The 25,018-nt window shown below is 50.7% G+C and carries 19 protein-coding genes; 16 read left to right on the top strand and 3 right to left on the bottom strand.

All coding sequences use genetic code 11. The features are described from left to right. The 3 genes from OXG87_00990 to OXG87_00980 all read right to left on the bottom strand — a co-directional run. On the bottom strand, positions 1-2,444 hold a 2,444-nt coding region (locus tag OXG87_00990), incomplete at its 3' end, for a TonB-dependent receptor (protein MCY3868096.1). Between the two features lie 59 nt (positions 2,445-2,503). Continuing rightward, the gene (locus tag OXG87_00985; protein ID MCY3868095.1) at positions 2,504-5,362 is read right to left on the bottom strand and encodes a TonB-dependent receptor; all 2,859 of its coding nucleotides are present in this window, start codon (positions 5,360-5,362) and stop codon (positions 2,504-2,506) included. Between the two features lie 97 nt (positions 5,363-5,459). After that, positions 5,460-6,764 carry an NCS2 family permease gene (locus OXG87_00980; GenBank protein ID MCY3868094.1) on the bottom strand — a complete coding sequence of 435 codons (1,305 nt, stop codon included), beginning with the start codon at positions 6,762-6,764 and terminating at the stop codon, positions 5,460-5,462. Between the two features lie 246 nt (positions 6,765-7,010). Here OXG87_00980 and OXG87_00975 point away from each other — a divergent pair, with 246 nt between their 5' ends. The 16 genes from OXG87_00975 to OXG87_00900 form a co-directional block, all read left to right on the top strand. Then, positions 7,011-7,790 (top strand): UvrB/UvrC motif-containing protein, encoded by a 780-nt coding sequence (locus tag OXG87_00975; protein ID MCY3868093.1) that lies wholly within the window; start codon positions 7,011-7,013, stop codon positions 7,788-7,790. Between the two features lie 247 nt (positions 7,791-8,037). Next, positions 8,038-9,804, top strand: coding sequence for a biosynthetic-type acetolactate synthase large subunit (gene ilvB / locus OXG87_00970; protein MCY3868092.1), 1,767 nt, complete (start codon positions 8,038-8,040; stop codon positions 9,802-9,804). A gap of 207 nt (positions 9,805-10,011) precedes the next feature. After that, on the top strand, positions 10,012-10,605 hold the full coding sequence (locus OXG87_00965) for a sigma-70 family RNA polymerase sigma factor (protein ID MCY3868091.1): 594 nt from the start codon (positions 10,012-10,014) through the stop codon (positions 10,603-10,605). Next, on the top strand, positions 10,602-11,000 hold the full coding sequence (locus OXG87_00960) for a hypothetical protein (GenBank protein ID MCY3868090.1): 399 nt from the start codon (positions 10,602-10,604) through the stop codon (positions 10,998-11,000). The genes OXG87_00965 and OXG87_00960 overlap by 4 nt, the downstream gene beginning before the upstream one ends. Before the next feature lie 20 nt (positions 11,001-11,020). Next, positions 11,021-11,461 (top strand): hypothetical protein, encoded by a 441-nt coding sequence (locus tag OXG87_00955; protein ID MCY3868089.1) that lies wholly within the window; start codon positions 11,021-11,023, stop codon positions 11,459-11,461. A 121-nt stretch (positions 11,462-11,582) separates the two neighbouring features. Then, complete coding sequence (locus tag OXG87_00950; GenBank protein MCY3868088.1) at positions 11,583-12,230, top strand: periplasmic heavy metal sensor; 648 nt, start codon at positions 11,583-11,585, stop codon at positions 12,228-12,230. A 209-nt stretch (positions 12,231-12,439) separates the two neighbouring features. After that, entirely contained in the window at positions 12,440-13,240 is an 801-nt protein-coding gene (locus OXG87_00945; GenBank protein MCY3868087.1) for a DUF3047 domain-containing protein, read from the top strand. Positions 13,241-13,337: 97 nt separating this feature from the next. Continuing rightward, on the top strand, positions 13,338-13,526 hold the full coding sequence (locus OXG87_00940; protein MCY3868086.1) for a hypothetical protein: 189 nt from the start codon (positions 13,338-13,340) through the stop codon (positions 13,524-13,526). Between the two features lie 98 nt (positions 13,527-13,624). Continuing rightward, complete coding sequence (locus OXG87_00935) at positions 13,625-14,086, top strand: VOC family protein (protein ID MCY3868085.1); 462 nt, start codon at positions 13,625-13,627, stop codon at positions 14,084-14,086. Between the two features lie 18 nt (positions 14,087-14,104). After that, on the top strand, positions 14,105-15,685 hold the full coding sequence (locus OXG87_00930; GenBank protein MCY3868084.1) for a gamma-glutamyltransferase family protein: 1,581 nt from the start codon (positions 14,105-14,107) through the stop codon (positions 15,683-15,685). 4 nt (positions 15,686-15,689) lie between these two features. Further along, positions 15,690-16,424: a class I SAM-dependent methyltransferase gene (locus OXG87_00925; GenBank protein ID MCY3868083.1), complete on the top strand. Its 735-nt coding sequence runs from the start codon at positions 15,690-15,692 to the stop codon at positions 16,422-16,424. A 194-nt stretch (positions 16,425-16,618) separates the two neighbouring features. Next, positions 16,619-17,926, top strand: coding sequence for an aspartate--tRNA(Asn) ligase (gene aspS / locus OXG87_00920; protein MCY3868082.1), 1,308 nt, complete (start codon positions 16,619-16,621; stop codon positions 17,924-17,926). Between the two features lie 123 nt (positions 17,927-18,049). Then, the gene (locus OXG87_00915) at positions 18,050-19,045 is read left to right on the top strand and encodes an adenosine kinase (protein ID MCY3868081.1); all 996 of its coding nucleotides are present in this window, start codon (positions 18,050-18,052) and stop codon (positions 19,043-19,045) included. A 466-nt stretch (positions 19,046-19,511) separates the two neighbouring features. After that, positions 19,512-20,330, top strand: a complete 819-nt coding sequence (locus tag OXG87_00910; protein ID MCY3868080.1) for a hypothetical protein — start codon at positions 19,512-19,514, stop codon at positions 20,328-20,330. A gap of 71 nt (positions 20,331-20,401) precedes the next feature. Further along, positions 20,402-23,677: a carboxypeptidase regulatory-like domain-containing protein gene (locus tag OXG87_00905; GenBank protein MCY3868079.1), complete on the top strand. Its 3,276-nt coding sequence runs from the start codon at positions 20,402-20,404 to the stop codon at positions 23,675-23,677. 72 nt (positions 23,678-23,749) lie between these two features. Further along, positions 23,750-25,018: hypothetical protein (locus OXG87_00900; GenBank protein MCY3868078.1), on the top strand; the 1,269-nt coding region annotated here is incomplete at its 3' end.

Raw genomic sequence — 25,018 nt, 5'->3', positions numbered from 1 at the left:
GCACCGTAGAGTGTTATGCGACCAAAATTGCGAGGTGTGACTATTACTGCGGTGGGGTCTGCTGCCTGTTCGGGTGCTATGGTGCCAAAGGGGATCAGCGCGGCGTTGGATACAAATAACTGCGTCAATTCATCTATGCCTGTCCCATTGCCATTGCCGACCAACCCGAACTCTGGCTCATTGAGATGATCTAAAAAAATAAGGACGAGTGCGAGGCTTGCATTGGCGGGGTCTTTCAAGTTTTCGGTAATCGCGTCTGTTAGAGCCTCGTTCAAGGGACCGGGTGCGAGAAATACGTTGGGCGTTTCAATCCGCAATGGGCTGACAAAATTTTTGATTCTGGTCTGATAGACATCGGCTGCCAGAATGAGTTTGTTTTTGACGATGCCTTTGTATCCCAATTCAAAGGTTTCTGTGGTGGTCGATCCGATTTTGCTTATGTCTGTCACGGCATTGGCGAGGTCGGGTATGGGATCGAATCCCTGCGTTTCCGTATTCAGTATCGCAGCTGTATTTTGCAAGCCCGGTAGTTGTTCTGGAATAACTCCGGGAAATATCCCGACGAGTTGTTCGATCATTGCAGTAGCCTGATCTGGTGATAGCCCAAGTCCGTCTGCGAGAAGCTCTATTGCCAGAGGTTCCAGTTCCGCCAATAGACCGTCCAGTATTACTCCTCTGGCAGCGCTCCACATCAGATTGGTAGCCTGGGGATCGTGCAGAGAGAAGTAGTGATCTTTTGGCAAGCCCGCTATGGGCGCAAAGGGCGTCCGAAACATGGGTAGGCCATTGTCGTCTCTGCGAAATGTGAATCCCGTACCGGCATTACCCTGTGCGCGAAGGTCAATTTCTGGACTAAATCCCAATACCGGACTGAAATTTGTTCCCAGCATAAAGACATCGGGGACGCCAACCCGATCTACAAATAAGTCTGGGGTTGAGGGCGTGCTAAATGCGCGGTTATACGTCAATCGCAGGGTGTTGAGCGAGTTGGGTTTGATGACCAGTGCTGCGCGGGGAGAGAAGAACGGATCTTCGATATGGCTGTGTTTGTCTATGCGTCCGGCCAATATCAGATCGATTTGATCGCTCAGGTTGGTTTCGCTTTGCAGGTAGATCCCGTATTCATCGATGTCGTCAATGCCTTCATGCATGCCATGTACTGTGCCCTGTGTTTTGGGCCGGGTGAGCAGTACATCAGCGCCATAAGCTAAGTGTTGTTTCTGGCCCAAACTGGCATTGTGTTGCAATTGCAAGACCATCAAATATGAATTATCTACAATTGGGTCACCGGCTGTGATGAGTTCCGTGTCACCAGCATCGCTGGTGTTGTAGAAGACTTGTGCGAACCACCCGCGATATAGCAGGCGGCCTTGATAAAAATTATAGGTCCAGTCTTTTGCCTGGCCCGCACCCAAATCCGTCTGTTGAAGGCCGCTCATTTTTGAATAGCCCACCGACCCTATCAGTGTCAACTCATCTGTTGGGCGGAAATCGAGCCTGAATTCTCCATTTGTCCTTTCTGTGCTATAATCGCGTGGATTAAAACCGCGTGCTTCCACTTCCAGGGGATCGACATATTCCCAGTCGTGGGTTGCAACATATCCACCCGAAACTTTGATCCCGATCTTGTTGTTGAGGCTGCTGGCGTGTCGCAATGACAATTTTCGCACACTGCGCTGGCCGCCACTTATGGAAATTGTATTGCCTTCTGACCCAAATGGCGAGCGGGTGATAATGTGCATGACGCCATTGGCGCTGTTGGGACCGTAAAGCGCGGATCCGGGTCCCAGAACGATTTCAATGCGCTCGATGTCGTCACTGGTAAGGGGGATCAAATCATAAGCATTGAGGCGCAGGGAAGGGATGCGGGCAATGCGGTTGTCAACGAGTGTGAGCAATGTGCCAGAAAATACACTGTTGAATCCGCGAACGACCATGCTGCCTTGCGAAATGCCCGTTTGAGCATAGTCAACGCCGGGCAGAGTCTTGACGTATTCACTCATGGTCAAGACTTCCCGATTTCTGATTTCAGATGCATCGACTATTGAAATTGAAGCGGGCGCATCCAGGGCTTTTTCCTGTTTGCGCGATGCTGACACGACCACTTGTTGACCAATGAGATCTACGGCGGTCAGGGTAAAGTCTCGCGTTATACTTTCGCCAGCGCGGATTTCTATATTCGATACAACCACCGTTTCATAGCCGATATAACTGATGGTGATTTCGTAAATGCCCGGCGGTAAGCGGTCGATGCGATAGACCCCCTGGTCATTGGTGATTGCGCGCCTTACGCCCTCAATGGCCGGTCCTTTGACTATGATATTGGCGCCGAATAAAATCACTCCGTCCTCTGTTTTCACTTTGCCTGTCAAGTTGCCGAAATCCTGAGCTATGACCGAGTAAGCATTCCACAGTACGAAAGCAAGGATATACAATACGCGCATCAAATCCTCCTTATCGCCATGATCTGGAGTTTATTTGTGCAGATGGGACAGGAAAAGTGTTAGAACCGAATATTCAGGCCAGTTAAGACCAGGCGTCCAATAAATGGCGCACCGATAAATGATCGATATTCCTGGTTTAACACGTTGCTGGCTTCTACATTCCAGGTGATCTTGAATTGATCATTTGAGAGTGGCAACTGATATGCGGCATTCAGGTCCAAAACAGTATAAGCATCTACATCGCCGACATATACACCCGATTGCATGGGGAAACTCCCGCGATAGCTCAATTTCCCGCGAATCGTGAGCGGTGTATTGGGCAATTGGCAATCGATTCCGATGTTAAATTTGTGCCTGGGTGCATTGAGGGCAATGTCGCCGATGTTGTCTAAATTGGGGAACCAATCATCGCTGACATAGGAGTAATTGCCGGTAAAAGTCCACATTTCGTTTGGGTAATACGCAAACGATAGGTCGGCACCGTAGAGTGTTATGCGACCAAAATTGCGATATGCGACCATTACCGCAGTGGGGTCAGATGCCTGTTCGGCAGACATGGTGCCAAAGGGGATCGCCGCGGCGTTGGATACGAATAACTGCGTCAGTTCATCTATGCCTGTTCCATTGCCATTGCCAACCAGGCCCAGATCCGGCAGGTTGAGTTGATCTAAAAGACCGATGGCAATTGCGAGACTTGCATTGGCAGGGTCTTTTAAGTTCTCGGTGATACCGTTTGTGAGAGCTTCGCTCATGGGACCGGCTGCGAGAAACACACTGGGTGTTACAATCCGCAACGGGCTGGTGAAATTTCTTTTTCTGCTTAGATAGACGTCGCCTGCCAAAATGAGTTTGTTATTGATGACGCCTTTGTAGCCCACTTCAAAGGTTTCTGAGATGGTCGATGCGATTTTGTTTATGTCTGCCACTGCATTGGCGAGGTCGGGCTCGGGATCAAAACTCGCTGTTGCCGTATTCAGTGTTCCAGCCGTATTTTGCAAACCCGGCAGTTGTTCTGGTATAATCCCGGGGAAGTCTCCGACCAGTTGTGCGGCTACCGCAGCCGCTTGATCTGGTGGTAGTCCAAGCCGATCTACGAAAAGCCCTGTTGCGAGAGGTTCCAGTTCCGCCAAAAGGATACTCATTATTATTGATCTGGCAGCGCCCCACATCAAATTGGTACCTTGGGGACTGTGCAGCGAGAAGTAGTGATCTTTTGACAAGCCCGCTATGGGCGCAAAGGGCGTCCGATACATGGGCAGGCCATTGTCGTCTCTGCGAAATGTGAACCCGGTACCGGCAGTGCCCTGCGCGCGCACGTCAATTGCTGGATTAAATCCCAATGACGATTGCAATGCCCCGAACCCAAAGGGATCGGGGACGCCGATCCGGTCCAAAAATAAGTTGGTGGTTGAGGGGGTGCTAAATGCGCGGTTATACGTCAATCGCAGGGTGTTGAGTGGCCTGGGTTTAATGACCAGCGCTGCGCGGGGTGAGAAAAATGGATCTTCAACATGGCTGTGTGTGTCGATGCGCCCGGCCAATACCAACTCGATTTGATCGCTCAGGCTGGTTTCACTTTGCAGATAGACTCCGTATTCATCGATGTTATCAATGTCTTCATGTATGCCATTTATTGTGCCCCCTGTCACGGGTCGGGTTCGCAGCATATCAGCACCATAAGCAAAGTGTTGTTTTTCTCCCAGGCTGGCATTGTGTTGCAATTGCATGACCATCACATTTGAATTATCTACAATTGGGTCGTCGGGTATGAGCAATTTCGTGCCACCTGCATTACTCGCGTTGTAGAAAATTTGTGCGAACCACTCGCGATATAGCAGGCGGCCTTGATAAAAATTATAGGTCCAGTCTTTTGCCTGGCCCGCGCCTAAACCCGTTAATTCAATGCTGGTTGTTTTGGTATAGCCCGTTGAGCCTATGATTGTCAGGTCATCTGTTGGTCGAAAATCGAGTCTGAGTTCTCCCAATGTCTTTTTTGAGTTGTAATCGCGTGGATTAAAACCGCGCGCATCGACTTCCAGGGGGTCGATGTACTCCCAGTCATGGGCTGAACTGTGCACACCCGAAACTTTGATCCCGATTTTGTCGTTGAGGCTGCTGGCGTGCCGCAGTGATATTCTTCGCACACTGCGCTGACCGCCAGATATGGAAATTGTGTTGCCTTCCGATCCAAATGGCGAGCGGGTGATAATGTGCATGACGCCACTGGAGGTGTTGGGACCGTAAAGCGCAGATCCGGGTCCTAATACCACTTCAATGCGCTCAATGTCGTCACCGGTAATCGGTATCATATCAAAGGCATTGAAACGCAGGGAAGGGACGCGGGCAATGCGGTTGTCAACGAGTGTGAGCAACGCGCCGGAAAATACATTGTTGAATCCGCGAACTACCACGTTGCTTTGTGAGATGCCCGTTTTGGAAAAGTCAACACCGGGCAGGGCTTTGATATGCTCAGTCGGCGACAAGACGCCCCGGTCTCTGATTTCGGCTGCATCGATCGTTGCTATTGAAGCGGGCGCGTCCAGGGCTTTTTCCTGTTTGCGCGATGCCGATACGACCACTTGTTGACCGATGAGGGCTACAGCGGTCAACTTGAAATTTCGCGTTGTACTTTCGCCAGCGCGGATTTCTACGCCGGATGCTATCAGGGTTTCATAGCCGATATAACTGATGGTGATTTCGTAAGTACCAGGCGGTAAGCGGTCGATGAGATAGATTCCCTGTTCATTGGTGATTACGCCCCTTATGCCTTCAATAGCCGGTCCTTTGACTACGACATTGGCAGCGAATAATGCTTCTCCCGTCTCATCTTCCACTTTGCCTGTCAAGCTGCCGAGATCCTGAGCTATGACCGGGCAGGTGCTCCACAGTATGAGACAGATTACACACAATGCACGCATAAAATCCTCCTTAATATTTTCTTATGATCATTTCAAGATAATAGAGAAAAAAAAGACAAATGTCACGCACAAATGCAGCGGTCAGGGGCGAGACCTCTCACGCCATAAAGATATATTTGATGATAAAAATGATCGCCAGTACATCTATGAGCGGATGTACTTCAGAGCCTTTTTTGCTCAGTCGCTTGATTATGGGATAGGCGACAAATCCGAACGCCAGCCCATCGGCAATACTGAATGTCAGGGGTATTGCAATCAACGTCAGAAATGCGGGTACGGCATCCGACATATCATCCCAGACAATGCGCGCAGCAGGAGCCATCATCATGACGCCTACGACTATGAGCGCGGGTGCTGTGGCAAAGGATGGAATGGCCTGGACCAGAGGGGTCAGGAATAGGGCGCAGACGAATAGTCCGCCAGTCACCAGGCTGGCAAAGCCCGTGCGGGCGCCCGATGATATGCCCGCGGCACTTTCGATATAGGTCGTCACGGTTGATGTGCCCAATACACTGCCGCATACGGTTCCAACAGAGTCTGATAGCAGTGCTTTGTTGGCGCGCGGCAATTGTCCCCGCTTGTTCAGGAATCCCACGCGTTCTGATAATCCCACCAGTGTGCCCATGGTGTCAAACAGATCGACAAAGAGAAAAGCAAAGACGAGTTCGATGACTGCCGTGTGAAATGCGAGAGGCAGATGATAAATGGCTTCTCCAAAGAGATGGGTGGGCCAGACAGGCAGGCTTATGACACCCGTTGGCCACGGCGTAAGTCCAAAGATCATGGATAATAAGGTGACGCCGATCACGCCGAGTAAAATCGCACCGCGGATGCCGCGCGTTAGCATGATGGCCGTGCCCAGGAGTCCTACCAGTGCCAGTCCAACAGGTCCTGAGTACACATTGCCCAGGCTGACCAATGTAGCCTGATTATCGACAATAAACCCCGCATTTTTCAATCCGATAAACGCTATAAATAGTCCAATACCCGCTGCGGCAGCGAGTTTGAGGGGTTGGGGCACTGCTGTGATAATCGCTTCGCGCACTCGCAATACGGTCAATAATAAAAACAAGAGTCCGGAGGCGAGGACCACGCCCAGAGCCAATTTCCAATGTACACCCATGCCCAGTACAATTGTGTAGGTGAAAAATGCGTTGAGGCCCATGCCGGGCGCCAGGGCAAAGGGATAATTTGCCAGAAGTCCCATCAGTATTGTTGCTATTGCTGCAGCAGCACACGTTGCAAATAACAGTTCGGGAAACAATTCCACGCCCAATGCGTCGGACAAGATGCCCGGATTTACAGCTACGATATAAGCCATTGTCACAAATGTCGTCACCCCACCTGTTATTTCTGTGCGCCAATCTGTGTTTTGGGCGTTAAACTTAAAGAACTCAGAGATTGTCCCTGTAATTTTTTCTGTTCCCATTTGTTTTTCCTTTTTTGGGTGAGATATGAGACGTAATAAGGAACCTGCTTCTCGCTTTTACGTCTTATTTCTTAAGAAAGAACGCCACGCACTTGACATGATACTTGCGTCTGCAATCAAATGCAATTAGATTGGTACCTACTAACGCGATAGGTTCGAGTATTCTTTCAACGTCAGCAGTTCAAGGGATGTCTCTCCCACATATCAGGGGAACTTGCCATGACTGAAGATATTGGCCCTTTGCTGAAGCACTGGCCCTATGACCCCAAAAACAGCATTCGCAAAATTTTCTCGTCCAAAGGCGTTGAAAAGATTCAGGTACGCATAGATCAGGGTCCATTTCAAGGCATTCTGCAGATGGAACTCGACGGGCGTCCCGATGGACGCAGACCACACAATAGCGCGTTTGCTCTGGATCATTTTACCGATAGGCTTCATCATTTCATTGAAGAACACGGTACATCCGATGGTTTTTCACTGAAAAAGGCGCACTGTAGTGAACTGTTTGATGAAAGCCGCCTGCTCTACGAGCGATATGTTTTTTTGCTCCAAATACGAGACTATGACCGCGTTATTCGCGATACACAGCGCAACATGGAGTTGTTCCGTTTTGTCAATCAATACGCTGCTGCGGAGAAAGATCGTCTCAATCTCGAAAAATGGTGGCCTTATGTTTTGCGAATCCACGCGATTGCGCGCGTGATGATTGCATCACAAGAGAACGATTTTACGAAGGGTATCCAAATTATTCGAGATGTGCTCGACAAGATCGAGAATCTGGAAGAGGTCGATGCAGAAGAATTTGGTATTGAAAAAAAGCGCTCTGTCGAGTCTCTGAACGAATTGCTCAACGAGCTCGAGCAACAGCGCCCCCTCACGAAATCTGAACGCCTGCAAAAAGAATTGCTCGAGGCGATTGACAACGAAGAGTTTGAACGCGCTGCCGAGCTTCGAGATCGGATTAATATGATGGGTGAGAAGGATAGTAGAGAGGTGTAAGAAGCGAGTTTTCTTGACAGAACTGGACCAAGTCTGTATCTTCTCTTTCCCATTGAAAGAGAGCACAAAGTTATGACACATCAGATCACCACATCCCACATTGCAATTACAACGGCTGTTGTAGGCCGTGTTGTAGTACTTGTACCTATGTGATGATGGGATTGATGATCGTATCGCAAAAACATCTTGTCCCGTCATCGCTACAATGCAATGACGGGTTTTTTGTTTAACAAAGGAGATTGTTGCAATGGCGAGCAAATCCCAGACTCCGGCATCTGGCTCCACCTCTGGTGAAATGAGGGGTGCAGATATTCTGGTTGAATGTCTCATCCGCGAAGGGGTCGAAGTGCTCTTTGGCTATCCCGGAGGGGCCAGTATGGAGATGCATCAGTCCCTCACGCGTTCCAATATTCAGGTTGTGTTGTGCCGGCACGAACAGGGCGAAATTTTTGCGGCTGAGGGATATGCCAAAGTTTCGGGCAAAGTCGGGGTGTGTATGGCAACTTCTGGGCCGGGTGCTACCAATCTGGTGACGGGGCTGGCCGATGCCAAAATGGATTCTGTGCCGCTTGTTGCCATCACGGGTCAGGTTCCCACTGCTGTTATTGGCCGCGATGCGTTTCAGGAAACCCCGATTATTGAGGTGACGCGGCAGATTACGAAGCACAATTATCTCGTGGACCGCATTGAAGATATTCCCCGAATTGTCAAAGAGGCGTTTTACATTGCTTCTTCTGGGCGGCCCGGTCCCGTGTTGATCGATATTCCCAAAAATGTGCAGCAAAGTGCTTGTGTGCCCGATTTTCCAGAGACGGTTTCTATTCGCAGTTATACCCCTAACCATTTTCATGCCAGCCGCGCGCAAATGCAAGAGGTTGCGCAGGCGATTTTAGAATCCAAATGCCCGCTTATTTATGCCGGTGGGGGTATTGTGACTGCCGAGGCGTCGGAAGAGCTTCGCGAGTTTGCGCGCAAAACGCGCATTCCCGTGGCACAGACGCTGATGGGACTGGGGGTTTTTCCTCAGACGGATTCCCAGTCTTTGCAAATGCTGGGTATGCACGGGTCGGTTTACGCCAATTACGCTATCAATCACGCCGATTTGTTGCTGGCATTTGGGGTGCGTTTTGATGATCGGGTGACGGGTAAGCTCGAGGAGTTTTGCAAACACGGTCGCATTGTGCATATCGATATTGATCCCTCTGAGATCAATAAAAACAAGGTCGCCCATTTGCCGATTGTGAGCGATATTAAATATGCCCTGCAAGAGCTAAACAGTATTGTCGTGCCGGGCGATTATCAGGCCTGGTGTGATGAGATTGAAACGTGGAGGGCAAAGTATCCCTTTACATACAAAGATGTTGAAGATGTCATTTTGCCCCAGTATGCGATTGAGATGCTTTATAAGATGACGCAGGGTAAGGCCATTATATCCACAGGGGTGGGGCAACACCAGATGTGGGCGGCGCAATTCTATCCTTTTGATGAGCCGCGCCGTTGGCTCACGTCGGGCGGTCTGGGGGCGATGGGTTTTGGTTTGCCCGCTGCGCTGGGGGCGCAATTGGCTTTTCCCGATGCGCTGGTTATTGATATTGATGGCGATGGCAGTTTTGCGATGAATGTGCAGGAGTTGGCGACGCTTTATGCGGAGAAAATTCCCGTTAAGACTATGATTCTCAACAATCAGCATCTGGGTATGGTGGTGCAATGGGAGGATCGCTTTTACAAGAGCAATCGCGGGCATACGTTTATTGGAGATCCAGAAGCAGCGCAGGCGCATGAAGATATGAATATTCCGCCGAGTCACGCCATTTTTCCCGATTATGTGGCGATAGCAAAGGGTTTTCGCGTGCCTGCCGAACGAGCGGAGCGCAAGGAGGATCTCGTGCCGGCTATTGATCGCATGATTTCTTCCAGTGGTCCCTATTTGCTCGATGTGGTTGTGCCGTATCAAGAGCATGTGTTGCCCATGATTCCCTCGGGTATGACATTTGCCGATATTATTACGGAATAGGCATCTGTGTTGCCGGAAATGGACATTGCTCAAAGCGATGTCCATTTTTTTGTTTTATTGGGAACGCGAGTGTTGATCTGGTGGTCTAATCCTGCGAAACGGATATCCGAATCAACGAATCAACGAATAGACGAATCAGCGAATAGACGAATAGACCAAAAGATAACCTTGGACATCTATTCATATCAGAGTCAAAGGAAAAAATAAGTGGCTGATTTTGATGAACGAGATCTGATTCGTCAATGCCAAAAAGGCGATGTGCAGGCTTTCCGCCATCTGGTTGAACATTATGAAGACCGAATTTACGGTCTGGCGTGTTCGATTCTCGGCGATCCGGAAGCGGCAAGGGATGCGGCGCAAGAGGCATTTGTCAGAGTGTATAAAGCACTGGGAAAGTTTGAGGGGCGGTCGAGTTTTTACACGTATTTGTATCGCGTTGCCACCAATGTTTGCCTCACGTTTGCCCAGCGCGAAAAACGGCGTCCCGACCGGGTTTCTATTGAGGGGATGCAAGAGGCGAGCGATATGGCACTGGATCGGTTTTTGGGTACGGATGAACCGCAAAATGATATTGAGCGCATTGGTTTGCGCGAGGAGATTCAGAAGGTGCTCAATCACCTGTCGCCCGAGCATCGCGCAGTGGTGATTATGAAAGATATAGAGGATCTTTCTCAAGAGGAAATCGCCGATGTTTTGGATGTTTCTGTCGGCACTGTTAAGTCGAGGCTTTCGCGGGCACGGGCGCGTTTACGCGATTTGCTTATGCCGCTGTACCGCGAATGGCAAGGGGAGGAGATATGACTGATCGCGATAAATTGTTGCTCTATGTTGACGGTAATTTGTCTGCGGAGCACGCGCGCGAGATCGAAACGCGGATAGCAGAAGACGCAGAGTTTCGCGCGGAATACGATTTGCTTCGCCATGTGCAAAGACGCCTGAGTCAGCGTCCGATGGAGTCTTCGCCGGGGTTGTGGGATGGCGTTCAGGCACAGATTCGGGAAGAGAGCTTATGGCATAGCCTGGTCTGGGCGGGCAAACGCCTCGTGCCATTGGCCGCTGCGGCTGCTGTTATTTTTATGGTGTTAATAGATAATGGAGATACCGAGGCAAATACGGTGTCCGATTATTTCGATTCGCAAACTGAGATGGTGCTGTCGGAGGTGCAAGCCGATAGTCTGATTATCTATCCCGAGTAAACGACTGCAAAGGGACTATCATGTTTTCTTTTTCACCTCGCACACAGGCCGTTCTTTTATTTTTGGGCATTTTTGCCCTGGGGCTGGTGTGTGGTACTATTGTCGAGCGCAAGTTGTTACGCTCACCCGGCCCACCAGGTCCGCGTGGACGTCCTTATGACTACAACCGCATGATTGATCGAATGGGTTATGATCTCGATTTGTCGGATGAGCAAAAGAAAGCTGTGCGGGCTGCATTTCAGGAACATCGGCGCGAGATTGATACGATGCGCCGAAAAATTGGCGAAGATATGCGGTCGCAGGAGCAAAAATTGCGCGAGAAGTTGAAGACTATTCTCACGCCTGAGCAGTTTGCAAAATTTGAGGAAAAAAATAGACGTCAAGGATTCCGCGGCCGAGGTGGCGGCCGCCGCGGTCCTCCGGGAGACCGTCCACCCGGTTCCCGCCGAGGGCCACCATAATTCGTGACTTTCGCGTTGTGAGCAGATGCCGGCCTGAACACAGCCGAGGGTTGTTCGATTTTTTATTACAAACAGGCAGCATGCTTAGAAATTGCTGTTTAACCATGAGGAGCAAGGTGTCATGAAACGCAAAATTATCTACGCAGTTATCGGTGTTTTCATTATTGGAATTATTGGAAGTGTCGCTTTTGTGAAACATGCAGACGCCCAAAGGGGCAAACGCCGCGGTATGCGCGGTGGTATGGCGGCGCTGGAACTGACGGATGAGCAGAAGGAAAAGATGAATAGTCTGCGTTCTGCCCATCAAAAGGCGATGGTCGATTTGCGCGCGGCACACGCGAAAGCGCGGATTGATTTGGGTGAGATTCGGAAGCAGGATAATCCATCGGCTTCGGATATTCAGGCTAAGGTCGATGCGGTGACGGCGGCGCAGGGGAAAATTATGGCGCGCGAAATTCAGCACAATATTGATGTTAGAAATTTGCTGACGGCTGAACAAAAAGAGAAGCTCGGTGAGATGCGACGAGGAGGACGCGAGGGTTTTCGCGGTCGCGGTGGTTCGGGTTTCAGAGGTCGCGGGGGACCTGGGTTTAGAGGTCGTGGTCCGGGTTTCAGAGATGGCGATGGTCCGCGGTTCAGAGGTCGCGGCTGGTTTCGCGGCCGCCGAGGTGGAGATCGTGATCAGATGAAAAAGGAATCTGAGGCGCAGGAGAAGTCCGAGATGAAAGAGAAGTCCGAACACCACGGTGAAGAGTCATCAGAGATGTAGTTTTCAATTTGCCATTTGAACACATAAGCGCGGCGGGTTTTTTCCCGTCGCGCTTTTTTTATTGGTATGAAAATTGCATTTGTGCGTATAATGGATGAAATCTTCGTTAAAACCGCGCTTGTCTGTGGTGTTTCCACAACAGGTGTGAATTTGACTCACACGCGAAGATCGGTTTTAATTAGTTTTCAATATTTCAACAAAAGGTATCTATGATTCGTACTATTTTTTGGAATTTGTTCAAGATAGGCTTTTTTGTTTTTCCGTGTGTTGTGCAAGCGCAGGATCGCGTTGCTGTAGATATGGGAGGTGATTGGCTCCGGCGCGATTGGGACGATTGTGGTGAGAATGTTACGGGGCAACATCGAGATGGCGTGTTTGCGATTCGCAGCGATCATGCGGCTGCGCTTTTCTGGCAGGTGCCGACGAAGAATGGCACGGCGTTGTCGGTTGATCGCAGTCAGGGTTGGATCAAACGCTGTGATCGGCCGCCCAGGGGATTTGGGAAGGATGTCCGCGAACAGGCGCAGGGGAAGTACGATCTCATATCGGCGACTGAGTATCCCTATATTTCATGGCGCTGGCGGGTTAGCAATACGATTGATGATAGCGATACAGCGGATCACAAAGGCAAGATTCAGAAATCGGGCGATGATTTTGCAGCTAAGATCGGTATTTCTGTTCTCAATACCAGAGGGAAGTTGCGGGAAGTTGCCTATCTCTGGACGCGGACCATACCCGAAGAGACTTCGCTGACACAGGTGACGTCTGTTGCGCTGGGAATTGTCAAATATAAGTGGTACCGCATTGTTGCCGAGAGCGGGGATCAAAATGTGAATCAATGGGTTGGGGAGTCGCGCAATTTTTATAAGGATTTCAAGCGCTTTTATCCCGATGAAGAACCCGCAGAGGTTGTGCGTGTGTATCTTATGTCCGACTCGGATAATACGGGTAGTAAGGTGACAGGCGCATTTGCAGATCTCATGTTTCATCGGAAGCCGCCTGAAGGTTAAATTAGTTAGAGACAAAAAACCCGCTTGACTTTACTATGCCCCTGATATATCTTCTGCTCCGTTCAGTTTTATTCGCAGATATAGTTGAGAGTGTAGTATGATTTTTGTAACCCACCAGTATAATACCCAACAGATAATGGATGACTGCGCTATCAGTGCATCCGTGCAGATGTCATTTGTCCGTGCCAACGGCCATGTGTGCCCGGAAAGTGGCATTAATCTCGCGGTTTTTACGGGTAATGACAAAAATATTATTGGCGGGTTCAAAATGAGACGACAGACTTAAGGGCAAATGAGTCTTGAAAAAACGAACCCGCTGAAGATGCTTCGGCGGGTTTTTTTGTTGGTGGCTATCTACCCCTTTGGGGAGAAAGGACATGCAAGGTGGAATCCGATTTCGACTACCAGATGCCGTCCTATACAACTCTGATGGTTCACGATCTCAATATATCTACGCGATGGTATTGCGATACGCTCGGTTTTTCTCTGGTTTCACAGATGCCAGGTGCTCAGGGCGATCCCATTATGTCGCATTTGCGGTGGGCTCCTCATGCGGATTTGATTCTGATGGAGGAGGGACCAAACTCATTGATAGCGTCCATAAGGGGTGCGGGGGTTACACTCAATTTTACGGTGTTGCGCGAGTCGGTTGACGCGATTGCCGATCGGGTGCGACGCGATGGCAATGTCCAGGTTTCCGGTCCGCACGATCGCCCGTGGAATGCGCGCGAGGTTATTGTAATAGATCCCAATGGGTACCGGCTGAATTTTACAGAGCCGCTGCGCGCACCTGTTGATGGCGATGATTTGATGAATGATGTGATAAAAGGAATCACTTTGAATTGATATAGGAGATGCAGATCTATGCCCGAATTGTCCTGGTCTTTTCCGTATTCTTCCCAACGCATGCCGGTTATGGCGCGCAATGTGGTTGCGACTTCTCAACCGCTGGCCGCTCAGGCGGGGTTGCAGATGTTGCTCAATGGTGGCAATGCCGTAGATGCTGCTCTGGCGACAGCGATGGCGCTTACGGTTGTTGAACCCAATATGAATGGTATAGGTAGCGATGCGTTTTGCATTTTGTGGGATGGTGAGCAAATACACGGTCTCAACGCATCGGGGCGTTCCCCAAAAGCGTGGTCGCCCGAATTATTTGCAGGGCACGCGGTGATGCCCCAGCGCGGCTGGGATGCCGTGACTGTGCCGGGCTGTGTTTCGGCGTGGGCCTCGCTTTCAGAGCGGTTTGGCGTGTTGCCGTTTGAGGCGTTGTTTGGACCCGCGATTCACTATGCGCGCGATGGTTTTGTGGTTTCGCCTATTACGGGACATAGCTGGGCGCAGGCTGTGTATAATTACGGCGATATGCCGGATTGGATGGCGACTTTTGCACCCGGGGGACGCGCGCCCAAAATTGGAAAAAAATTTATGTGTGAAGCACAGGCGCGCACGCTTGAGCGCATTGCGGAGACTGGTGGAGAGGCGTTCTATTCGGGCGATTTGGCAGAGAAGATCGCGGCGCATGCAAAACGCACTGGCGGTGCGATGACGGAAGGAGACCTGGCAGAGCATCGGGTAGATTGGGTGGATACGATGACGGTGGATTTTGGGGATTACACGTTGCACGAAATTCCGCCAAATGGTCAGGGTATTGCGGCGCTTATTGCACTGGGGATGCTGGAGTATTGGGATTTGTCCGGGTATGCTGTTGATTCGGCGGATAGTTTACATCTTCAGATTGAGGCGATGAAGTTGGCGTATGCCGATACGCACAGGTATGTATCTGATCCAGGTACGAGGGATATTGAGTTCGCGCAATTGCTCGATCCGGATTATCTGGCGCAGCGCGCGAGGTTGATTGATTTGAAAAGGGCGGGGGTGCCCGCTTTTGGCATGCCGCGTGGCGATACGGTTTATCTCACGGCGGCAGATGAAAATGGGATGATGGTTTCGTTTATTCAGTCCAATTATATGGGCTTTGGATCTGGTATTGTGATTCCGGATACGGGTATTAGTATGCAGAACCGGGGTGCGGGTTTTGTTTTGACGGAGGGCCATCCCAATCGCGTGGATGGTGGCAAGCGGCCGTATCATACGATTATTCCGGCGTTTGCGACTCGAGAGGGCCAACCGGTGATGTCTTTCGGCGTTATGGGGGGGCATATGCAGCCGCAAGGTCACGCGCAGATGATGATTCGGATTTTTGCTTATGGTCAAAATCCGCAGGCTGCGTGCGATGCGCCCCGATGGCAGGTTTTTGGTGGCTTGGGTGTGGGGATTGAGCCTGGCGTGGATGCAGGTGTGCTCGACGATCTGCGCGCCCGCGGGCACGATGTCCAAATTCCACCAGCTATTGGATATGGCGGGGGTCAACTCATTTATAAATTGGACGACGGTTATTGCGCGGCTTCTGATCCCCGCAAGGATGGTCTGGCAGTGGGGTATTGAAATCATGAGTAAACGCAAAGATACAGCCTGGCAGGCGCGGGATCTGGCGCAGAAATATCTCAAGAATATTCGGCAGGCAATTCCGCTGTCCGATGAGCAGATTGCGGTTATGTGTCGGGTGATCAATGCGGATGACCACGGGGTAAATACTGTGCTGGATCTGGGTTGTGGGGATGGCATACTCGGTGCTGCGGTTATTGAATACCACCCGGATGCACGCGGCGTGTTTGTTGATTTTTCTGAGGCTATGATCGAGGCTGCGCGGAAACGGTTTGGGGGAACGGCTTCACAGCATCGTTTTGTTATTGGGGATTATGCGACGTCCGATTGGCTCAGTCTGGTTGCAGATGACGCGCCTTATGATGCGATTGTGTCGGGTTTTTCAATTCATCACCAGAGCGATGAGCGCAAGCGCGAGGTTTATGGCGAGATTTTTGATCTGCTTTCTCCCAATGGCGTGTTTGTCAATGTCGAGCATGTCCGCTCTCCGTCGAAGTGGGTTGAGTCGCGTTTTGCAGATCGCTTTATTGACGCGCTTTACGATTCTGTTACCCAGCGAGACCCGGAAGCATCGCGCGATGAAATTGCGCGGGCTTATTATTATCGCGATGACAAACAGGCGAATATTCTCGCGTCTGTTGAAGATCAATGCGATTGGCTCAGAGCCATTGGTTTTTCAGATGTAGATTGTTATTTCAAGCTTTTTGAACTCGCTGTTTTTGGCGGGAGAAGAGTTTAAGATGAATACCATACATATACACTATTTCCAAATCGCTCAGTTTTCTGGCAATAATAATGACGATAATAATCCGATCCGGCGACGGGCTGGACCGGCATAGGTCGTCTTGTGCCAGCATGTAGAGTAAAGTGCCCGTTGTCAAAAAGATGTGACAACGGGCTTTTTTTGTGCCTGAAAACCAAAAGGAGTCTGTCATGAAATACATCGCAATATCTGAACTTTCCAAATATATCGATCAAACTGTTACCCTTCAGGGATGGGTGCATACCCTGCGCGATCAAAAGCATGTCCAGTTTCTCATTTTGAGAAATCGCACGGGAAGTGTACAGGTCGTTCACGAAAAGACAGGGGCGTTGGCAGAGCGGGTTTCTGCTCTTACGCGAGAATCGGCGATATCCATAAGCGGACGCGTTGTCGAAAATACAGGTGTTCGTCTGGGGGGTGTTGAGATTCAGCTTGCAGAGTTGTGCGTTGTCAATGTAGCTGAAGCGCCGTTGCCTCTGGATCCGTTTTCCGAAAGTGCATCGGGTATTGACCATCGGCTGGATTGGCGGCATCTCGATCTTCGCGTTCCGCGCAGTCGGTTGATTTTTGAGATACAAACTACTGTTGAAGAAGCTATGCGCGAGTATTGGATGCAGAATCATTTTATCGAGATCCACTCTCCCAAACTGATGGGTACAGCCAGTGAGTCAGGGGCTGAGTTGTTTGCGCTGCCGTATTTCAACACCACAGCCTATCTGGCGCAATCGCCTCAGTTTTACAAACAGATGGCGATGGCGTCTGGTTTTGATCGCGTGTTTGAGGTTGCGCCGGTTTTTCGCGCCGATCCCTCATTTACCTCGCGCCATACGACGGAGTTTACCAGTGTGGATGTCGAGATCGCATGGATTGATAGTCACGAGGATGTGATGGCATTTGAAGAAGCGTGGCTTCAGCAGGTCATTTATACGGTGCGAGAAAAATATGGTGATGAGATTGCCGAAAATTACGGCGTTGAACTCACGGTGCCAGCGTTGCCTTTTCCGCGGATCACGATGGCTGAGGCATTGGCAGTGTTGTTCGAACAGGGCCACGCGCCAGAGCGAGAAGGCGATCTCGATCCAAAGGGCGAGCGTTTGCTCGGTGAGTATATCCGCAAAACCCGGGGTTGCGATTATGTCTTTGTGATAGACTACCCGGTGTCTGTGCGGCCATTTTACCACATGCGTCATCCGGGCCAGCCTGAGTTGACCAGGAGCTTTGATCTGCTCTATCGCGGTGTGGAAATTACTACAGGGGCGCAGCGCGAACACCGTCCCGATGTTCTGAGGGCGCAGGCGAGAGAGAAAGGGCTGGATTTAAGGGTTATTCAGTTTTATCTCGATTTTTTTAAGTACGGATGTCCTCCGCACGGGGGATTTGGTTTTGGCCTGTCGCGTTTGCTTATGGTTATGCTCGGCTTGTCCTCTGTGCGCGAGACGACTTTTTTGTCTCGCACCCCCAACAGGTTACATCCATAAAAAAATCCCCGGCAGTTCAAAGCTGTCGGGGATTTTTTTATGGGTATGTATAATTTTAATATTGTGGGATAACGACATATAGAGTTTTTTAATGTTACACAGTTTTTTTAGCGAGGAGAAACCATGCGTCAATACGATGTGTATGGGCTGGGCAATGCGCTGGTGGATATCCAGTTTCGGGTTGATCCGTCGTTTTTTGAGGCGATGGGGATTGACAAGGGTGTGATGACGCTGATTGACGGAGATCGCCAGCGCGCGTTGATCGATGCTTTGGGCGGGAAGGAGATGGCGCGTTCGTCGGGCGGTTCGGCAGCCAATACGATGATCGCGTTGGCCAATTGTGGTGGACGGGGCTATTACGGATGCAAGGTGGCTGAGGATGCCGATGGCGAGTTTTATCTTCGCGATCTCAATACTGCGGGAGTGGCGTGCAATCCTTCACATCGCGGGCAAGGGGTTACGGGCAAGTGTTTGGTGATGATTACGGAGGATGCTGATCGCACGATGAATACATTTTTGGGGATTACGAGTACGTTTGGTGTGGCGCAGGTTGAGGATGCTGTGATTGCCGACAGTCAGTATATTTATATTGAGGGTTATCTGGTTGCGGCAGACGATGGCTTTGAAGCGGCACAGATGGCGCAAAAGGTGGCGCAGGCGCGTGGTACAAAGGTCGCACTCACTCTGAGCGATCCGTCTATTGTGGCTGCTTTTAAGGATAGGATGACAGCATTGGTCAATGCAGGCGTGGATATGCTGTTTTGCAATGAGGATGAGGGCATGATATTTACCGGTGCGGAGACGGCGGAAGAGGCTTTTGACGCGTTGCGACAACGAGTGGGCGGTTTGGCTCTGACGTATGGTGCGGAGGGTGCCCGGGTTTGCGACGGTGGCGATGTGTTGCAGGCGCCGGGTTTTGAGGTTGAAGCTGTGGATACCAATGGTGCGGGCGATTCGTTTGCCGGTGCGTATTTATTTGCTGTGACCCAGGGGTATGACGCGGCTCAGGCTGCGCGGCTCGCGACTTATGTGTCCTCGCGCGTTGTCGCCAAATACGGGCCGCGTTTTGAAAGGAAATTGAGTGGGACAGCGATCAATCGGATTTTGAAAATGCGCTAACCTTAATATCAATCGAGCTTATCAATCGAGCCGTCATCGCGGCATGTTTTTGAGCCGCGATCCAGAAGGTTTTGAGTGTCATTTTTTTCAAGACCAGTGAGCTCTATAAATCAAAATAGTTGTCTTGTTACAAATTTTAACAAACTTTTCGTTGACAAGGTTGTTTTAACTCTTTTATTTCTATTTGCTTACGCTTAATATGACATTTTAGAGATTCTTATTCTTTGGGTTGCAATTCATAAGATTTTCAGAATCTATCATTTCCATAAACTGTTGTCTTAGAATGGGATATATATAATTTTCGCGTACAAAAACGCGAGATAATCTCGATTTTCACCATGGTTTTGGATGCTTTTCCGGAAGCCTGATTTGGCTTGTTGCGTGCTTTATAAATCGCTTGTCTTGCCGATTATTCGGCATTATAATGTCCTCTCTTTTTGCTCACCCCAAACCCAAGGAGGCACTTTTGAAAAGATTTTTAGTTTTGTACGCCGGGGTTTTCTTATTTGCTGTATCTTCCGTTGATGCCCGCGATGCAGACCTGTGGGCTATTGGCGGATTGGTGAACTATCACCAGCCAACAGGTCCTTTGAGCGGCTGGTATGCTGGTGATTTGAAGTTCGGCTTGAATGTGAGTTATGTGATTTCTCCGCGTTTGACCACAGAGGTGGAGTATCACTACTCGAAGTTTCGCAATTCAAATCTGCCCGGTCGCACGTTCGAATACAAAGGCCGTCAGGTCCCAAGTCCCGAGGCGGATTCTGAGATGACCTGGAATAGCGTGGCTTCAAACTGGCTGTGGTTTTTCAGGGAAAATGCCGAGACCATGTCCGAACGCAAGTGGTCGCCTTATCTGGGTTTGGGCCTTGGTTTTTACGATTATAGCCACAAGGTGCGCGGCCTGATTGCTCCGATCAATCGCGATATTCCAGCAGAGGTAGATCGCGGCGGCGTGCAGGTGTCGCTGGTATATCCGGGCAATTCGAACTCTTCCCTGGATACCAAGAATCTGACCGAAGCCCAGATTGATAATATCGGCCTGGTTGTCAATGGTCAGGTGTTGTTGCACGGGTTGGTGCCCACAGAGGATACGCGCACGGCGTGGACGATTCCCGTCAGTGCGGGTTTTGAGGGATCGCTGGGTGCTTCTTATGGGCTTGATTTTCGCGTGCGCTACAATCTCATTTTTGGCGAGGTCAATCCATTGACCGCCTGGGGGATGAACAAGGCATTTCCGATAGGGACTGTGGATGCTGGCGTGAGTTTTAAATATTATTTTGAGTAAAACAGAGATTCAGTTCTTCAGGATGGAGAACTGGACTATCCTCACTCACCATTTTTTATGGAGGGTCGTAAATGAGTAAGCGATTATTGTGTTGTCTGGGTCTGTTGGTCGCTCTGGCGATCAGCACCGGATTGGCAGAAGCGGCCACAACGGGTAAAATTAGTGGACGGGTCACTGAGGCTACAGGTGATCCGTTGCCCGGTGCCAATGTGGTGATCGATATCGATGGCGTGAAACGCGCCGGTATCACCGATGGGGAGGGTGAATACTTCATCATTAATATTCCGCCGGGAACCTATGATATTGAATCCATTATGATGGGGTATTCAAAGTCTGTTCGCCAGGGTGTGATCGTCAATGTTGACCATACCACGACGGTGAACTTCGAGATGCGGGAAGAAGCGCTCCAATTGGGCGAGATGATCGTCGTTGCCGAGCGTCCGCCAGTTGAGCACGACAAGACGGAGAGTAAGTCCGTTATTACTGCAGAAGAGATCGAGTCGTTGCCGATCGTGCGCGAGATGTCGGACTTTGTGGAGTTGCAGGCAGGCGTGACCCCCGATGAGGAGGAGAGTGTTCGCGGTGGCAACTTCTGGGAGACGGCGTATATGGTCGATGGGGTGCGCGTGGTGAATAACGATGCGCGCGCCGGATTTACGCGTTTTCAGGGCGTAAACACGAGTGCCGTGCAAGAACTGACCGTGTTGAGTGGTGGGATGAATGCCGAATATGGCAATGCTGGTTCTGTCGTTTCGGTGGTGACCAAAGAGGGCGGTCAGAGGTACACAGGTAGAGGCGAATATCGCATTACGCCTCCCGGGCAAAAGCACTGGGGAGCAAATGTGTATGAAGCGCCCGTGCATCGCGGCAGGATGCAGTGGGGCAATCCCGAGTGGGAAAACTTGCAAGCGTGGTATCCCGGTCCCGACGGGACATTGGGGCACGACAATCAGACGGGCGAGATAACTGATTCTCAGTTTGCGACCGACGATGTTCAGCGCAAGGTTCACGTGCGCCAGGATTACACGGGCGTGTGGGGTGGTCGCGGCGAAGCAATGCTGGGCGGTCCGATTATGAGAAGAATTGGCTTCACGCTGACGTCTTCGATGAATCGCAATCCATCGTCTTTTCCCGCGCCCACGGCGATATCACCGTTCAACAACCGCACGAACTTCAAGCTGACGTATCGCCCGGGTAACAACGTCAAATTTAACTATGGGTCTCTGTTCAATCAGCGATCTCGGTACAATCCGGGTGTTATTCGGCGCATCGAACAGGGTTCGCGCAAGAATATGAACTCTTCTGGTCGCAACCTCTTCGTGCCTGCGGAATACTCCGGGGCTGGCAAGTTGCGCACGCGCGATTTTATGAATTACGCGTCTTTGACGCATACGCTATCGGCGCGCACCTTTTACGAAATTCGGTTCTCGTATTCCCGCACATCTGAGGTGAATACGGAACTGCCGTTCAATACAGGTCAGCCCTATGTCGAGCCGGGTATTGGCAATGACTCTGGCTGGTTCTATATTGGCCGCCCGGTGGTGAACTGGACAAATTCAGAGCGCGACCGCTATCAGCTCAAGGTCGATTATTCGAGCCAGGTGACCAAGGGACACTTCATTAAAACGGGTATTGACTTTTTGTTCTACGACAACTGGGGCTTCTCGCGCAACAAAAACGACTTCAGGGGTTTGATAGAGCGATATTACAGCCAGTTCAACAATCCCCAGGTCGGCGTGGTGCCGCGTCAATACGCTGTGTATTTCCAGGATAAGATGGAGTTTGAAGGGATTGTGGTAAATGTGGGTTTGCGCGGCTTGCGCTGGAGCCCGAATACTGAGATGCCGCAATCGGAATTTTTTCTTTCTATGTACAGGTACCACGATCCGACAAAGATCGAGGGCATGCCGACCTATCGTCCGCAAGCAATCCATGTCTTTTCGCCGCGCGTGGGTGTGTCGCATCCGATTACGGAGAGCAGTGCGATGCACTTCACCTTTGGCAAGTTCGAACAGGTCGAGCAGTTCTGGTGGATTTTCTCACACAGCTACCGCACCGAAGAGGAGTTTCTGGATTTGAACCAGAATGGTCGGATTGACCCGTCTGAGATAAACAACACACTGGATGTCGTAGATGCGGGGCAGTGGGGATGGCCAAAAATTGTGCCGCTGGTGACCACGAGTTTTGAAGTGGGTGCAGACTGGAACTTCATCACGGATTACACGGCGGGTTTGACGGCGTATTACAAGCAACAGATCAACCGCCGCAGTGGTGGTAGCTATCGTCACCAATCTCAGGGTTTGCAGCATCAAAGGTCGGTGAATGCATCGGGTCAGACGAATAACCGCGACACGCGCGGCTTTGAGTTGTCGGTAAAAAAGAAATTCAACTACATGACGGCGTTTACGATTGCCTACAATGTGCAGTGGGTTGAAAATGGCAACTCGGGCGTTCGCGGCCATCACTATGTCAATCCAGACAGGCTGGCGACCAAGAATCCGTCGAATTTCGGCAATTATGCTGGCTATATCGACAACGATGGCAATTATTTGTCGCATTACTGGTATGAGTGGACACACGATTCCAACGGCGACGGTGACTTCATCGGCGAGGGTGTCACTGGTCCCGGTATCGTCAATGGCAGTGATACCGGCGAAGAATTCCCGCGGCCTATGGATGGTATTACGCGCTTTTCACGTGGAAATGCCTTTGGCAACAACACGCGCAATCAGCTCGAACTGATCGAAGATGCTGTTGGGCGCAACAACTGGTCGCTGGATCCGGAAAACAGCCTCCTCAACTGGGATGGCAAAGGTGCCTCGACCTGGTTGCAGCGCAATAACCAGTCTCAGGAGTTTCGGCCTGCCAACCTGAACCGAACCAATTTTGGCACGGTGACCTTTATGTTTTCATCGCCCGACAAATTTGGTCCGCGGTTTGTGGGCTTCAATCCGTTTGAAAATCTGCGCCTGAATGTGGTGTATCGCCTGTTCACGGGTCGCAGGTTCTTCTATTCTCCGCCGGAAAGAGGCGGCGAAGGCTTCTACAATGGCCCGATTCACACGCGCACGGATATCAATTTTGAGAAGACGTTTAAGTTTAACAGGCGCGCGAGCGTGACGGCTTTCTTCGAAGCCTTTAATCTTTTCAACCAGAGAGACCCGCATATCAGTTATCGCGTGGATAATCAGTTGGTGGAGGTGGGTGCCGAGTACGTGGAGTGGGGTGTGATTTACACGCCACTGCCGGACAACCCCGAATATATTCAATATGGCGATGTGGGTGATTATCTGCGCCACCAGGATTCACCTCGCGAGTTCCATTTTGGTTTGAGGACGAGATTCTAAAGCTCGGCTTTCAGCGGTCAGCAGTCAGCGGGAAAGCCGATTGCTGACCGCTATATAATAAGGAGTTAGCTTATGCAACGGATATTTAAGAGATTTACGCGGGTGTTGCTCGCCTTTGTGGTGCTGTGGGGTGCATCGGAGTTATGGATAGTGATCGATGCCGACGCGCAGCAGCGCACGCGCCGCCGCACGACCAATCGCGGGAAACTCTGGTTGTCGATGCGCAACAATGGCACCCTGGGGCATTCGCTGGATGGCGGCGACGTCTTTGGTCCCGAAGTGGGTATGTCTTATCCCGGACGGTGGATCTCTACCTATCGGTCAGGTATTGTAAACCGATTTAATCGGCAGGATAATTCGCGTGGCAATGGCGTGTGGGTGATGGCACGCACAGACGATGGACGCAAGTTTGTATCTCAGGGAGGTCCCCGCCAGCCATCCGCAGATGTTTTTCCAATCCAGCACAATCCGCGCAATAATGTCGAGAGCATTGCAGCGATCTGGCGGTCTGTGTGGCGGTCTGGCGCTCGTCCTTTTAATCTGTTCAATTACGGACAAAATGCCGCGCTTTACTGGCCCCGCATGAGAAATATGAAGATCACGCACCATTTTGTGAATGGCGAGCCTGTGGAATACCAGTATGCTGTCGCCACCTATGGTGGTTTGGGACAACGCGGTTTTCCGCCTGGTCCCGACAAAGTGGAGCCAATAGATTATTACAACTGGGGCTATGGGTTTTATCCGCTGAACAAAGAGTCATTCAAGCAGATGCTGGAGTCATCCTACAGAAGGGTGCGCGCAGGGCTGAATCAGATGCGTTCAAATGGCGTCAGTCACAATGATCCGCGTTTGTCGCCCGAGTTGTTCGGCGAGAATCTGCTGGTGACGGGCTGGGCGCAGGCTTCGGGCATTTCGGTGAAGCGGATGGTGCATGCGTATTCCACGCCGGGCACGGATAATGACGTGATGATTCCCGTGCCTGCTCCCAATGGCAAGCAGTCTTCGATTATGACCCGGGGTGATTACGACGACTTTTTGATTACTGAGATGGAATTCTGGAATAATGGCGATACAGATGGCGATGGCAGGGCAGACGCCGGCTATCCCAAACAACTCGACGAAGTCTATATCGTGGTCAAGAACGGGTTTATCACCAGCAAGACTGGCAGTGAATGGGTGCCTGCTGGCGGATCGAACTCGAATGCGTGGGATTTTGTGCAACCCTCAACGCAAGACGATTACTGGCGCTATACACAGGCGGATAATTACGATCATCCGGAATATGCTTACAATTACAAGGGCGCGCCCATGCATCTGACTTATGTGTATGACGGCGATGCC

This window comes from Gemmatimonadota bacterium, assembly GCA_026706845.1.
Taxonomy (GTDB): Bacteria; Latescibacterota; UBA2968; order UBA2968; family UBA2968; genus VXRD01.
Note: the sequence above shows the minus strand (reverse complement) of the source record. Positions and strands in the feature narration are given on the sequence as shown.